A 14584-nucleotide genomic window follows, 5' to 3' on the forward strand; every position below is an offset into this window, starting at 1 on the left:
GCCGGACACCTGGTCCGTCGTCAGCGTGTTCACCTGCGAGGTCGTCAGGTTCGCAACCTGCGCCGTGCTCAGCGCGTTCAGGTTGGTCGTGCTCAACGTCGACACCTGCGCCGTCGTCAGCTGCGCCACCTGCGCCGTGCTCAGCTCACGCACGTCCGACGTCGTCAGCGCGTTCAGCTGGTCCGTCGTCAGCGCCTGCACCTGGGCGCTCGACAGCTTGGTCACCTGGGCGCTCGACAGCGCGTTCAGGTTATCCGTGCTCAGACCCGCCACCTGGCTGGTCGTCAGCGCCGACACCTGGCTGGTCGTCAGCGCCCGAACGTCCGCCGTCGTCAGCGACGCCAGCTGGCTGGTCGTCAGCGTCGACACCTGCGCCGTCGTCAGGGTCGCAACCTGGGCCGTCGTCAGGGCGGCGATGTTGGTGGTGGAAATGTTGGAGAGCTGCGAGGTTGTCAGCTGACTGATCTGCGCCGCCGTGAACTCCTGGATGTCCGACGTGGTCAGCGCGTTCAGCTGGTCCGTCGTCAGCGCCTGGACCTGGCTGCTGGACAGTCTGGTAACTTGCGCGCTGCTCAGCGCGTTCAGGTTATCGCTGCTGAGGTTAGACACCTGCGTCGTGCTCAACCCGCCGACCTGGGCCGCGGTGAATTCACGGATGTCGGAGGTGGAGAGCGTATTCAGCTGTGTGGTCGTCAACCCTTGCACCTGGGTGGTGCTAAGCTGCTGGACCTGCGTGCTGGTCAGCGCCGACAGATTGTCGCTGTTGATGCCCGACAACTGGGCCGAGGTCAGCCCGGTCACCTGCGCCGTGGTGAGCGCGAGAACATCAGCCGTGTTCAGCGCGTTCAACTGACTGGTCGTGAGATAGCCGACCTGGGTCTTGCTGAATTCCTGGACGGACGCTGTGGAGAGCGCCGCGATCTGATCGGTGGTTACCGCCTGGACCTGGCTGGACGAGAGCGCCTGAACCTGATTCGATTTCAGCGCTTCGAAATCGTCCGTCGAGAGCACGGCGATGTCGCTATCGCTGAACGCCTGCAGCTGCTGGACGCTGAAGACCATCTGGCTGGCCTGGAAGGCCGCCACCTGCGTGGTCGTCAGAGCCTGAATCTGGGCGGTAGATAGCGCAGCGACGTCTTGCGTGCTGAGGGCCTGGATGTTCGCCGTCGAAAGAGCGGCAATCTGAGAAGGCCCCAGATAGGTAATAGGCGAAACCATTTACAACCTCCGATCGCACCTCGTTTGAGATGCCTCATGGACGGCGCTGAACAACACCCATTTTTTGGGCGCAACCACAAGCCATGTGGTTGATATGGAACTAAAAATCCGCGCACTGCGCTCCCTTATGGCGGCGCTGGCACGGCCCTCACACATACTTAGCGGCATCCCTTGTGGACTTACGCCGCAGGTTTCCCAAGCTACTACCTAAGTGCAGACGCACTTAGGGCAGACGGACTACCTAGCGGCCACGATAATTAGATGCGAGGGTAACTTCAAGGCGTATTTTCGCCAGAAGGCTAATGAAGCCTTGGAATCTTCATATCCTAAAGCGTTAACGGCACATGACCGGAAGGGTGGTCTCACTAGTATGAGGCAAACAGAATAGGACGTAGGGCGCCCTACGTCCTTGTTTTGTTCCTTGGTTAACCTTTGAGGAGCCCTCTTAGCTGTAGCTAACGACTCTGCGCGCCCTCGTTGGCGACAGCGCAACGCTGTCGTCATCGCGGTAAACAGGTTCAATGACGCGTCATAAAAGACCTCGAAACGGGTCATAAAAGACCCTGGAAACCGATGTCCGGCTTGGCTGATGAGGCCCTACATATGTATCAAGGGGCCCGTGACCCGCGTCCTCCCAGGAAAAGCTGCCGGCCCGCTGGACTTCAGCGGCCGAGCAACACCTTGAAATCTGACGCCTCCCGGCAAAGGGAACGCCTCGCGCGGACACGTGATCAACAACGCAAGCGAATGGCCGCTTCAGTTGCGTTTTAAAAGATTTCCCCCAGGATCCAATGGGCTGGGAGAGGAAGCGGGAAAAGGGTCCGCAGTTCTGACGTCAGAACCTGCCGCAACGGGTCCGGTTCACCGCAGCGAGGCCGCGACCTCCTCCACCACCCAATCCAACCATTTGTGGATATTGCTGGCGGCGGCGGCGGCCCGCACCTCTGGCGCGCCCAGATCACGGGCCCTTTTATAGAGACGGGTGCGCACATCCAGCGGCTCGGCGGCCAGACGATCGATCAGGGTCTGGCGGGAGGAGCGCACTGGCAACGCGACCGGGGCCGGGGCCACGGCGACCGGCCCCGCCTCCCCCACCAGTTTGCGTACGAATCCTGCGAAAGCGAGGTCAGCGTTACGGATTTTGCCCGCCTGGCTGGCGGCCCAGCCCGCCCAGCGGTCCAGCGCCCCATCGATGTCGGTGCCAGGATATTCCGCGCGCAGCCGCTCCACGGCGGTGTCGCTGATCCGCCGCTTCAGGCCCAGGACTGAAACCGGCCGATCACGGTCGGTCTTGCCATCCTCCAGGTCCACGGTGTCGGCGTCGCGGGCACCGGCGGCGAAGCCACCCTTACCCACCGGCCCCACGGGGTCGATGGCGAATTCAGTGGCCCGCGCGGCGGACGTCAGAGCCGCCCGTTCCTTTTTACGGATGGTGAAACGCAGCGCCACCACGGGCCGGCCGCGCGAGGGGGAGCGAATCGGCGTGTAGCCGCATTCGATGGCGGACAGCTCATTGACCTCACGTACCGCCCGCTCCAGCACCTCGCGCTGCAGGATGCCGAAGTTCTTGTTGGCCGACGTGTTTTTGACGCTGAGCAACTGGCGGAAGGTGTCGATATCCACCTCCCAGTCTGGTTCGCGCAGATTGACCCGGACACTCAACAGTTCGTAAAGGGCGAGTGCGTATTTTGAGCTGAAGCTGGTGCATACCGCGAGATGGATTCGGGCCCAGGCCGACGGTTCCGCCAGAGCGGGACGCAGTTCGGCCGGGAAGGACCATTCGGCATAGCCCTTGCCCTTGGGCAGGGCGCGAAAGCTGAGCAGCGGGGCGCCACCCTCCTTAAGTTCCCCGTCAGCGCTGAGATAGGGAAACTCCACCCTCACCGACATCAGCCGATCAAAACAGCTTTTCAGCCGGGCGTTGCTGTGCTCCGTCTCTTCCCCGATGGCCCGCTTCAGGTCGGCGGTGGAGGCGCGGAAAGGCGGCAGGGCCGCGGTGGCGTCGGCCAGCTTGTCCCAGCTGTGGGCCAGAATGACGTTGAACAGCTTCTTGTCGGACAGGGTCAACCCGCCACCGGTCTCTATGATCTCGATGGTGCCGCGCGGCTTGGGCACGGTGGGATCCGTGTCCAGGCGAAAGGGATCTCCTGTCGCCTCCGGGCGCCTGGCCGGCGGTTTTCCTATGGTCCTGCTCATGCTGTGCAGTCGACCAGCAGCACCACATAGAGTCAACAGCCCCCCGAATGGTGGCGACAGAACACACAGAAAGGGGATGGGAGGCCCGGGCAACTGACGATAAAGCGCACGGAGACCGGAATGCCGCTTCCCCGATGGCGACAAAACGCATGGAAAAGGGGCCCCACCCCGGAGAATCGAGAGCCTTGGGAGGCCGACTCCACCCGGCCGGTCAGGTGACGACAAATCACATATAGAGGCCGGAATCGGCATGGCGAGAAAGCGCACAGAGAAGGGCGTCGGCGCGGGGCGTGCCCGGACATAGGGCATTGTTATTATTAGATTATTTTCGCATGATCGCGCGCCTGTCCTGAGTGACGAGAAAACGCACGCGAACGACTCGGCCAACCTGAAGAGAAAACACACAGGACGGGCTTGAGCCAGGCAGCCGCCCGCGTGCCCCGTCGATCTGCCGGCACTGGCGAGAAACCGCACAGAAAGCCGGCGGACGACGACAGGTCACACACAAAGGCCGGAGAAAACACATGGAAAGCGACGACAAAGCGCACGCAGACTCGGGACAAAGCGCATGAGAAGGCTCGCTAACTATCTATAAATAAACAGTTTTATGGCCCCTGAACAGGAACAAGGTGAATCTGGAAAAGAGTCTGACGGATACATTTCGCAAAGAGGATCAGGGGTAAACCATCAACCATCAACCATCAACGTTGGCGTTGACACTTGATGGTGCCCCTGGCAGGTTCTGACGTCAGAACCGGGGTTCGGAAAATGAGGGATAGGCGATGAACGGCGATCGGATGCGCGAACTGCGCCAGATGCTGCGGCAAAGCCAGGGCGACCTGAAAGACATGCTGAACCAGCGGCTTTCGCGCTCCTATGACAAGCCCAAGATCAGCCGGTGGGAAAACGGCAAGGAGCCCATTCCCGACGACGTGGCGGCGGAGCTGGAGCAAATCGCTTCCCGCAAGCCCCGCAACGCCAAAGTTTTCGTCCTGGCCAACCAGAAGGGGGGCGTGGGCAAGACCACCAGCGCCCTCAACCTGGCTTATGCGCTGGGTCAGTCCGGTAGCCGGGTGCTATTGATCGACATGGATCCCCAGGCAACCGCTACCGTGGCCTTGCTGGCGGACGCGGCAGTGGAGGTTTATCGCCAAGGCCGCACCATGGCGCACGTCATCCTGCAGAATCGGGCCATGGCCGACGCCATCCTGAAGCCGGGCATGGTGGAAACGGCGGTCCCCCTGCCCTTCGATCTCGCGGCCAGCCATATCGAACTGTCGGAAACCGATGGCCGGCGGGAACCGGGTTTCGATGCCGCCTTGCGAGAGGCGGTGGACACCGTGCGCGCCGGCTATGACTTCATTGTCATCGATGCTCCGCCCAATCTGGGCATGCTGACCTGGATGGCCCTGGCCGCGGCGCAGGAAGTCCTGATCCCGGTCCGTACCGAGCCCTATGACACCATGGGCGTGGGGTTGATCCTGAACACCATCCACAAGGTGCAGCGCCGCCTGAATCCGGGGCTGCGCCTGGCCGGGATCCTGCCCACCCAGTTCGGTCGCCGCAAGTCGGTGGACCGTGAGGTGCTGGCCCACCTGGTGACGGCCCTGGGCGAGAAGGTGCCGGTGCTGGAGGCCGTGCCCGACAGCGCGGTCTTCGGCCACGCCGCCCGCAACGGCCGCATCGCGCTGGAGGCTTCGCCGACCTCGTCCGCCACCGGGGTTTATCGTAAGCTGGCGGACTGCATCATCACCGGCCGGCCGCTGGCCCGGGCGGACATCGACCTGATCACCCCTGAAAGCGAGGCGTGAGCGCCATGACGGTGAAGAAACGACCCTCCCCCATCCTGGGTGCCGCCTCCGCCATGATCGGTGAGGCCTCGGGCGACCTTCTCATGTCGCGGGACAGCCGCTTCCATCATAGCATCGAGTTGCGCGTCGACCATATCGCGCCCGATCCCGACCAGCCCCGCAAGATGTTCTCGGAGGAGGAGCTGGATGGCCTGGCCGCCAGCATGTCGGAGCAGGGGCAACTGCAGCCCATCCTGGTCCGTCGAGACCCCATCGATCGAGGTCATTGGATCGTGGTGGCGGGCGAGCGCCGCTGGCGCGCGGCGCAGCGCCTGGGTTGGGGCCTGATCCTGGCCATCGAGCACAGCGGCGATCCTGAAATCCTGGCGCTGATCGAGAATCTGCAACGTGTCGATCTGACGCCGGTGGAAGAGGCCCGCGGCCTGAAGCGCCTGATCGACGGCAAAGGGTGGAGCCAGAACCAGGCGGCGGAGGCCTTGGGCAAGACCAAGGGCGAGATCAGCGCCACACTGCGCATCCTCAGCCTGCCCGAGGACATTCTCGACGGAGTTCTGACGTCAGAACTTGGCCTGTCGCGCAACGTGCTGGTGGAATTGTCGCGGGTGGATGAACCGTCGGTGCGCGAGCGGCTGATCCAGTCGGCGCGCAGCGGCACGCTCAGCGTCCGCGCCATTCGCGCGGCCAAGGCGCAGGATGAAACACCGGAGGTGACCGAGGGCAGGCCGTCCAGCGGCATCACCGCACCCGGCGTGAACCTGGCTTCGGTGGAACGGCTGGTCAGCAATTTGCGCGGCTTGCGCCCATCGGCGCTGAAGGACAAGGATCGCGATCGCCTGCGGGCGCTGCGCGCGGCCATTGACGCGCTGCTGGGCTGATGGGAAGCGGCGGGCGGGCCGCATTATTGCGCCAGCGCAAAGACGCGTTGCGGATGACGTCCTAGGGAAGGGCGCCGCGGGTGATAGGACCCCGGCACCTTTTTCCATGACGGAGAGTTCAGATGCGTTCGTTTCCCCTGGCACTGGTGGCCTTGATGACCCTCGCGGGTCCCGCCTTCGGTGCCGAGCATGTCGTCAAGATGCTGAACAAGGGCGCCGACGGCATGTTCGTGTTCGAACCGGCCCTGGTGAAAGTCGCGCCTGGCGACAAGGTGACCTTCCAGTCCGTCGATGCCGGTCACAATGTGGAAAGCGTTCCTGGCATGCTGCCCGACGGCGCCCAGCCCTTCACGGGCAAGCCTGGTGAGACGGTGACCGTCACGTTCGACAAGCCGGGCGTCTACGGCTATCGCTGCAAGCCGCACTACGGCATGGGCATGGTGGGCGTGGTGGTTGTGGGCACGCCGGCCAATCTGGACGCCGCCAAGGAGGTGCCGCAGACGGGCAAGGCCAAGGCGGTGTTTGACAAGCTGTTGGCCGCCGCGAAATAAGCCATTGATAATGAATGGAACGGGGTGGATCGGGACCGCTTTGGCGCCCATTCCCGATCCACCCTATGACGGGCCAGGCTGACCCGTATAGGCGCCCAGCGAGGCTCCACCCTTTGCCAAGGCCGCTTCCAGGGTGGACAGTTCGCCGTCGGTCATCCCACCCCGGTCTTTCAGATTGCTTTCCAGCAGTGCTGCCAGGGTGGCGATGGGCTGTAGGCCGACGGTGCCCGCCAGCCCTTTCAGCGTGTGCAGCACCCGTGCCGCGTCGGCGCCGGCGTCTTCCCGCAGGTGGGCCCGCAGATCAGCCATCATCCCCGGGGCTTCCGACAGGAAGCGCCCGGCGATGTTGTCGAATATGGCGCGGTTGTCCCCCATGCGGCGCAGGGCCATGTCGAAATCTCCTGTCTGCCGGTCGTTGGCCGCCACCGCCGCCGGCCGGGGCAGGGGTGTCCGCCGCCCGTCGGTGCTGACATGCGTCAGTATGGCCGCGACCAGGACATCCAGATCGATGGGCTTCGCCACGTGCCCGCTCATGCCGGCCTCGGCGCAGGCTTGCTTGTCCGTGTCCATGGCATTGGCGGTCATGGCGAGGATGGGAACGCTTCGGGTCTCCGGATGGTCGCGCAGGCGCCGCGTGGCCTCATATCCGTCCAAGTCGGGCATCTGGATGTCCATCAACACCAGATCATACGGGGGTGCCGCCGACAGCGCCGCCTCCACGCCAGCGGTACCGCCCGTGGCGACATGCACGATGGCCCCTTCGTTGGACAACAGTTCCTGCGCCACCTGCTGGTTCATCAGATTGTCATCCACCACCAGCAGCCTCAGGCCGGCCAACCGCATCCGGCCCGTGGGCGACTGGCCGCGGGACTCCGTGGCTATCTGACGGGCGGAAGCGTCCATGACGGCGTCGAACAGCATGGACGCGGTCAAGGGCTTGACCACGAAGGCGTCCACCAGACCAGGTTCCGATTGGGAGAAGATCGCCAGTTCTTCCCGCTGCTGGGCGGTGACCGTGACGATGATCGGCGTTTCCGCCGCTGGCCGCAGCCGGCGAATCTGGCGTGCGGTTTCCCAACCGTCGAAATTCGGGGTGTTCCAGTCCAGGAGCACCGCGTCGTATGGCGCGTCCGGCGGGGATTGTCGCAACAGGGCCAGCGCTTCCCGGCCGCTGGAGGCCTGATCGCCCCGCCACCCCAGCGATTCGACCAGCCCGGCTATCGCGATGCACGAGCTTTCATGGTCATCGATGAACAGGATGCGCCGGCCAGGGTTATGGGGCGCCATCGATGCCATGGCGGAGGCATCATCCGCCACTGGGGCCAGCGCCAGGGTGAACCGGAAGGTGCTGCCCACGCCAGGGCTGCTCTCCACCTCAAGGTCCGCCCCCATCAGGGCCAGCAGCCGCCGGCTGATGGCCAGGCCCAGGCCGGTACCGCCATACCGGCGCGTGGTTGACGCCTCCGCCTGGCTGAACCCGTCGAAAATGGTGGCGACATGTTCCGGCGCGATGCCGATGCCCGTGTCCCGGATGGAAAAATCGAGGACGCAACGGCCCGCTTCCAGCCCCCTGACCTTGATCGCCACCACCACTTCGCCGTCGTCGGTGAATTTGATCGCGTTCCCCGCCAGGTTCAGCAGCACCTGGCGCAGGCGGAACGCGTCACCGCGCAAGGACGCGGGAACGGTGGGGTCGATGGCGAAGACCACGTCCAGCGGCTTGGGGCCGACGCTGGCGGCGAGGATGCTGGAGATCTCACGCATCATGCCGTCCACGCTGAAGGGCTGCTGTTCCAGCGTCATCTTGCCGGCGTCGATTTTGGAGAAATCCAGGATGTCGTTCAGCAGACGCAGCAGGGACTGGGTGGCCGCGTGCGCCTTGGTGGCGTAATCGCGCTGGCGGGCGGACAACTCCGTTCCCAGCTGCAGCTGCAGCATGCCCAGGATGGCGTTCATGGGTGAGCGGATCTCGTGGCTCATATTGGCCAGGAATTGACTCTTGGCGATGGTGGCCGATTCCGCCTCCCGCGTGCGGGCCCGCAGCGCCCGGTTCAGCGTTTCCAGCTGCACCTGGGTTTCCTTCAGCTCGGTGACATCGGTCACCAACACGTAGAAGCCGCGCACCACCCGCCCCTCCAGGTCGGGGATATAGTGTGCCCAGGTGTGGCCGACGCTACCGTCGGCCTTGGTCAAGGTGCGTTCGAACCGCCTGCTTTCCCCGGCCAGCGCGCCGTTGATGTGGGGTTCGTTTTCCGCGAACAGGGTGGGGCCCAGCAGATCGCGCAGATGTAGCCCCAGCACCTCTTCCCCGTCCCGGCCGAACCAGACCCGGTAGGCCTGGTTGGCGAAGCGGCAGATCAGATTGGCGTCCCAGTAGCCGACCATGCCCGGAATGCCATCGGTTATGGCTTGGAGAAAGCGGCGGCTATCCCGGATCTCCTGTTCCCGCTCGCGGCGTTCGCTCAGGTCGACCACCATGCCCAGATAGCCGAAGGTGGCGCCGTCGTCCGCCCGCAGGGCGCTGACGGTCAGCAGCACGGGCAGGCGGCTGCCGTCCTTGCGGATATAGGTCCATTCATTGGCATCGGTGACGCCGCGCCGCGCCTTGGCGACGAAGGCTTGGAAGCCAGCCTCCACCGCCTCGCCCAGTTCGGCGCCCAGGGCCATCGCCCGTGCCTCTATCTCCTCGGGGTCATGGAAACGTTCTGGCGTCGCCCGCCCCACCAGTTCCTCCGCCGTGTACCCCAGCATCCTTTCGGCGGCGGGGTTGAGGGTGGTGATGATGCCATCCAGGTCGGTGGCGATGATGGCATAGGCGGCGTCCGCCAGGATGGCCCCCTGCTGGGCCGACAGGGCGCGCAGCTCGGCGGTGCGGGCTTCCACCTTGCGTTCCAGCACGGCGTTCATTTGCCGGGTGCGCGCCTCCTGCTCCTTCTCCTTGGTGACGTCGAAGTTGACACCCAGCATGCGCACGGCCTTGCCGGCACCGTCGAAATAGACGCTGCCCTTGCCCCGGATGTGCCGGATGGCGCCGGCCGGGGTGACGATGCGGAAGGTGGTGTCGTAGGGCGGCCCGCCTGTCTGCGCCTGGTTCAGGGCCAGGGTGACGAGATCGAGGTCGTCCGGATGCACCAGCGCCCGCCAGTCGTCCAGGGTGAAGGCGGATCTTGGACCGGGCAGCTGATACAGCGCCAACATGGTCTTATCCAGGACCAGCGCGTTGGTCTGCAAATCCCACTCCCAGCAGCCGACGCCGGTGGTTTGCGTGGTCATGGCCAGGCGCTCGCGCGCCTCCGACAGGGCGGCTTCCGCCGCCGTCTGCTGGGTGATGTCGCGCGCGATTTTCGAGGCGCCGATGACGCGGCCGTCGGCGCCGCGCACGGGCGAGACGGTTATCGAGACGTCAATCGCCTGCCCATCCCGCCGCCGCCGCCGCGTGGTGAAATGCGGCACCGTTTCCCCCCGGGATACGCGCGCCAGGATGTCCTCCTCCTCTGCCGCGAGATCGGGGGGCACGACCAGCTCAAGCAGGGTGCGGCCCACCGCGTCCTCGGCCGCGTAGCCGAACATCCGCTCCGCCGCGCGGTTCCAGTCGGTCACCCGCCCGTCCAGCGCCTTGCCGATGATCGCGTCATTGGATCCTTCGACCAGGGCGGCCAGCCGCTTCTGGTCGGCGCTGACCCATTGACGCTGACGGATGTTGTGGACGACCAGGTAGAGCAGGGCGCCGATCAGCAGGGCACCGATGCCCATGTCCTGCAGAGTGGCGCGGCGCACCGCCGCCACCCGATCCTGGATGAAGGTGTCGGGGACGGCCACGGTCAGCGTCAGGGTTCGGGCGGGATCCCACGAATCCAGAGGGATGGCGCGGGACATCGTGTACATCTCGCCGCCCATCCCGGCATAGAGCGACAGGGGGTGCGGCTCGCCCTCGCGATGGGGCAGGGGGGTGAAATCATCCTGCCAACGCCGACGCCGGCCCCTCTCGAAACCGAAGGTCGCGCCGGGGTCGGGATGGGCCAGGTAATCACCGTCCTGGTTGGTCAGATAGACCCGGAAGCCTGGCGGGATATTGGCTTCCAGCTCCTCCAGGGCCGGTTGCATGTCAATGTCCAGGACGATCATCCCGAACGGGGCGCCGTCGCCGCCCATCACCGGCGTCGCCGCCCGCAAGGTTGGAGCGCGCGCTTGCCCACTTTCATCGGCCTGACTGTTCAGGTCCACATCGGACAGATGGATGTCGCCAGGCGGTGCGGCCATGGTGGCGGAGAAGTAATCCCGATCCTGTTGCGGTCGCAGGCCATCGGGGGGAACGATACGGATCTGGTTCCCCACGCGGTCCACCCGCACCAGTTCCCGCCCGTTATCGGCCACGCCGACATAGCGCAGGCGGGTCAGGCGGGGATTGGCCGCGGCATAGGCCGCGAAAACATCCTTCAGCCGCCGCTCCCACAGGCCGCCGGTGGTTTTTTCCTGGGCGTCGACGCCCGTCAACCCGCCCGCCCGGGCCAGTCCTGGGACCGGCGGCACCTTGGACAGGAACTGCGTGTCCAGGCGCAGCCGGTCAAGCACCTGGGTCAAGGTGGCGGACCGCAGGCTGACCTGGATGGGCAAGCGCACGGCCAGTTCCTTCAGCGTGCGGTCACGCTCCAGGGACTGGCTGACAAGCACCGCCAAAGTCATCAGGGCGCCAATGACCGCCGTGGTGGCCAACAGCGTCAGCCTTCCAAAATTCCGGCCGGACGGTGGCGGGGACGGCGGCATGCGAGGGGCTCTCCCGGATGGGCGTGGCGGTTGCGGAACGACCGCTGTTTGATCGCCGACTATCGAGCCTGGAGGGTTAATATTTGTTTCCCCTTCCGGCAAATGTTCGCCTGGATAGGGCCCGCCCCTTCGCCCCGCCCCTTCGGTTGACCCGGCATCGGTAATAGTCATATCATAATACTATGACCAATAAGCGCGGATGGCGGATCCTCATGGAGGGGGACGCCGGGCCGGCGGCAACAGGGACGGGACAGGGATAGAGATGAAGAGCACGCGGGACATGGCTGCGGCCGCCGAAACCGGGACGCCCTCCGCCGTGACGGGGTGTGCGGACGCGGTCGACCGCCGTCGCTTCCTGGCGGCCACCGGCGTGTCCTTGGCGGGGTTGGCGGGGGGCGGGGCCACCGCCCTGGCGGCGCCACCGGCGCCCGTCAACCTGGCGGTCATGGCGCGCACCAGCTGGTCGAACCGGGCGAGCGGCACCCGCCTGGCGGCAATCAACAGCGGCACGGTCCCCACAGGCTCGGAGGAGGATACCGAGGGTGCCTTCGGCACGGAGCCGGCCTCCGGTCCCGCCTGGATCGAATACCGTTGGGATGTTCCCATCCGCACCGGCGCGGTCGAGGTCTACTGGTGGCTGGGCGGCTACAAGGGCGCCTTGCCGACGGCCTGGCGGGTATCGGCCTGGGATGGCCAGCGCTTCGTGCCCGTCCGCAAGGTCCAGGGGCTGGGCCTGGCGCGCGACGCCTTCAACCGGACGACGTTCGGCCCCGTCACCACCACGCGCCTGCGTCTGGACATCGATCCCGCGGGTGAGGCCGCCATCGGCGTGCTGCAATGGCGGGTGTGGAACCATGGTCCCGTGCCGGTGTTCCCGCCGCTGGTCACCGCCGGCCAGGACCGGGCGGTGGTGCTGGGCGGCCAGACCTATCTGGACGGCAAGGTCCGCACCCTGGAAACCGCGCCCGCGGCCGCCGCCCTGTGGCATAAGGTCAGCGGCCCGGGGGAGGTCAGCTTCGCCGATCCCGCGCGTGTCGACACCACGGCCCGCTTCTCCCAGCCCGGCCGTTATGTGCTGCAACTGGTCGCCAAGGCCGACGGCAAGACCGCCCTGTCGACGTTGACGGTGCGGGCGGAAACCCCACCGCCGGACGAGCGGTTGGACGTCGTCTACACCACCCCCTACAGCATCGACAGCCCCCTGTGGTCGGCCCGGGCCAAGGCGCTGATCACCCAATGGATTCCCCACTGCATCGACTATTGCGAGCGCACGGACCTGAAGATCGGCCAGGGCGGCCTGGATAATTTCATCGAGGTGGCCAAGGCCCTGCGCGGGGAGCCGCATGGGACCCACAAGGGCTATGTCTTTTCCAACGCCTGGGTGCACCAGACGGTGGAGTCCATGTGCATCGCCCTGATGGTGGACCCGCAGGGCGATGCCGAGATGATGGCGGCCCAGGATCTGATGCGCCGCAAGCTGGAGGAGTGGATCCCCGTCATCCTGGCGGCGCAGGAGCCGGACGGCTATCTGCAGACCGCCTACACCCTGGCGGACCGCGCCAAATGGCCGGCGCGCTGGTCACCGGCGCAGCGGGCCAACCATGAGGGCTATGTCGCCGGCTACTTCATCGAATCCGCCATCAACCACCACACCCTGACCGGCGGCAGGGACCTGCGCCTGTACAACGCCGCCAAGAAGCTGGCGGATTGCTGGGTCGCCAACATCGGCCCCGGCAAGAAGGACTGGTTCGACGGGCACCAGGAGATGGAACAGGCCCTGGTCCGCTTCGGCCGCTTCGTCAACGACATGGAGGGTGGCGGCCGGGGCGATGCCTATGTCCGCCTGGCGCGCTTCCTGCTGGACAGCCGGCGCGGCGGATCGGAATACGATCAGAGCCATTTGCCGCCCGCCCGGCAATACGAGGCGGTGGGCCACGCCGTGCGCGCCGTCTACTTCTATTCCGGCATGGCCGACGTGGCGGCGGAAACCCGCGACACCGACTATCAGAGCGCCGTGCTGTCCCTATGGGACAACATGGTGAACAAGAAATACTACGTCACCGGGGGCGTGGGCAGCGGCGACACGGCGGAGGGCTTTGGCGAGAATTACGCCCTGCGCAACGACGCCTACTGCGAGTCCTGCTCCAGCTGCGGCCTGATCTTTTTCCAGTACAAGCTGAACATCGCCTATCACGACGCCAAGTACGCCGACCTCTATGAGGAGACGATGTACAACGCGTTGCTGGGCTCCACCGCGCTGGACGGCAAGACCTTCTGCTACACCAACCCCCTGCTTGATACCGAGCGCACCGCCTGGCACGTCTGCCCCTGCTGCGTCGGCAACATTCCCCGCACCCTGCTGATGGTGCCCACCTGGACCTATGCCAAGGACAAGGGCGGTGTGAACGTCAACCTTTTCATCGGCAGCCGGGTGAATGTGGGCGAGGTCGCCGGCACGAAGGTGGAGATGGTGCAGAAGACCAACTACCCCTGGGACGGCGCGGTGGCCCTGACCGTGAACCCCGCCCAGGCCCGCATTTTCGCCGTGCGCATCCGCGTGCCCGACCGCGCCACCAGCGCCCTTTACACCGCGGTGCCGGCGGTGCGCGGGCTGGACGGGCTGACGGTGAACGGCAAGCCCGCTCAATACCGGATGGACAAGGGCTACGCGGTGGTGGAGCGGGAGTGGACGGCCGGCGACCGCGTCGATTTCGTCCTGCCCCTGGCGGTGCAGCGCGTGACCGGCGATGACAAGGTGGAAGCGACGCGCGGCAAGGTGGCCCTGCGCTACGGCCCCCTGGTCTACAACGTGGAACGGGCCGATCAGCCCTCGATCGACCAGCCGCTGGCCACCACGCCGCTGACGGCGGAATGGCGGCCGGACCTGTTGGGCGGCGTGGTCGTCCTCAAGGGCCAATGGCGGGATGGCACGCCCATGCTGGCCATTCCCAACTACGCCCGCATGAACCGCTTGGGTGGGGGCGATGCCCAGGTGGGCGGCACCGGTTCCACGGTCAACTACGCGCCGGGCGCGCAGGGGCAGGTCACCGCCTCGGCCGCGGCGGGGGAACCGGCGGATCTGGATACCAGCCGGGCCCGGCACTCCCAGGTGTGGATCGCCACCGTCTGACGGGTTGGTGATGGCGGTGCCGTGCATGGGGCGCGGCGC

General features: G+C 65.7%; 6 protein-coding genes and 1 pseudogene. 4 read left to right on the plus strand and 3 right to left on the minus strand.

Translation table 11 applies throughout. The annotated features are described in order from the left end of the window. Positions 1-1218 (minus strand): annotated as a pseudogene (locus tag FHS74_RS28145) (beta strand repeat-containing protein); the annotation flags it as partial. Between the two features lie 861 nt (positions 1219-2079). Then, positions 2080-3333, minus strand: a complete 1254-nt coding sequence (locus FHS74_RS28150; RefSeq protein ID WP_184807590.1) for a RepB family plasmid replication initiator protein — start codon at positions 3331-3333, stop codon at positions 2080-2082. A gap of 863 nt (positions 3334-4196) precedes the next feature. On the opposite strand from FHS74_RS28150, the gene FHS74_RS28155 reads away from it, so the two are divergent. From FHS74_RS28155 to FHS74_RS28165, 3 genes are all read left to right on the plus strand, one after another. Then, the gene (locus FHS74_RS28155) at positions 4197-5225 is read left to right on the plus strand and encodes an AAA family ATPase (protein ID WP_184807591.1); all 1029 of its coding nucleotides are present in this window, start codon (positions 4197-4199) and stop codon (positions 5223-5225) included. Positions 5226-5230: 5 nt separating this feature from the next. Beyond that, a complete protein-coding gene (locus FHS74_RS28160) occupies positions 5231-6100 on the plus strand; it encodes a ParB/RepB/Spo0J family partition protein (RefSeq protein ID WP_184807642.1) in 870 nt (289 codons plus the stop codon). A gap of 122 nt (positions 6101-6222) precedes the next feature. Next, positions 6223-6651, plus strand: a complete 429-nt coding sequence (locus FHS74_RS28165; RefSeq protein WP_184807592.1) for a pseudoazurin — start codon at positions 6223-6225, stop codon at positions 6649-6651. A gap of 63 nt (positions 6652-6714) precedes the next feature. On the opposite strand, the gene FHS74_RS28170 is transcribed toward FHS74_RS28165, so the two are convergent. After that, entirely contained in the window at positions 6715-11415 is a 4701-nt protein-coding gene (locus tag FHS74_RS28170; protein ID WP_184807593.1) for a PAS domain S-box protein, read from the minus strand. 262 nt (positions 11416-11677) lie between these two features. Here FHS74_RS28170 and FHS74_RS28175 point away from each other — a divergent pair, with 262 nt between their 5' ends. Beyond that, positions 11678-14545 (plus strand): glycoside hydrolase family 127 protein, encoded by a 2868-nt coding sequence (locus FHS74_RS28175; protein ID WP_184807594.1) that lies wholly within the window; start codon positions 11678-11680, stop codon positions 14543-14545. Positions 14546-14584: the final 39 nt, after the last annotated feature.

The sequence above is a fragment of the Nitrospirillum iridis genome (genome assembly GCF_014205765.1).
Lineage (GTDB): Bacteria > Pseudomonadota > Alphaproteobacteria > Azospirillales > Azospirillaceae > Nitrospirillum > Nitrospirillum iridis.

Excerpts from the sequence above, each read along its gene's own strand:
- FHS74_RS28155 (WP_184807591.1), top strand. The coding sequence starts at position 4,197 with ATGAACGGCGATCGGATGCGCGAACTGCGCCAGATGCTGCGGCAAAGC.
- FHS74_RS28160 (WP_184807642.1), top strand. The coding sequence starts at position 5,231 with ATGACGGTGAAGAAACGACCCTCCCCCATCCTGGGTGCCGCCTCCGCC.
- FHS74_RS28165 (WP_184807592.1), top strand. The coding sequence starts at position 6,223 with ATGCGTTCGTTTCCCCTGGCACTGGTGGCCTTGATGACCCTCGCGGGT.
- FHS74_RS28170 (WP_184807593.1), bottom strand. The coding sequence starts at position 11,415 with ATGCCGCCGTCCCCGCCACCGTCCGGCCGGAATTTTGGAAGGCTGACG.
- FHS74_RS28175 (WP_184807594.1), top strand. The coding sequence starts at position 11,678 with ATGAAGAGCACGCGGGACATGGCTGCGGCCGCCGAAACCGGGACGCCC.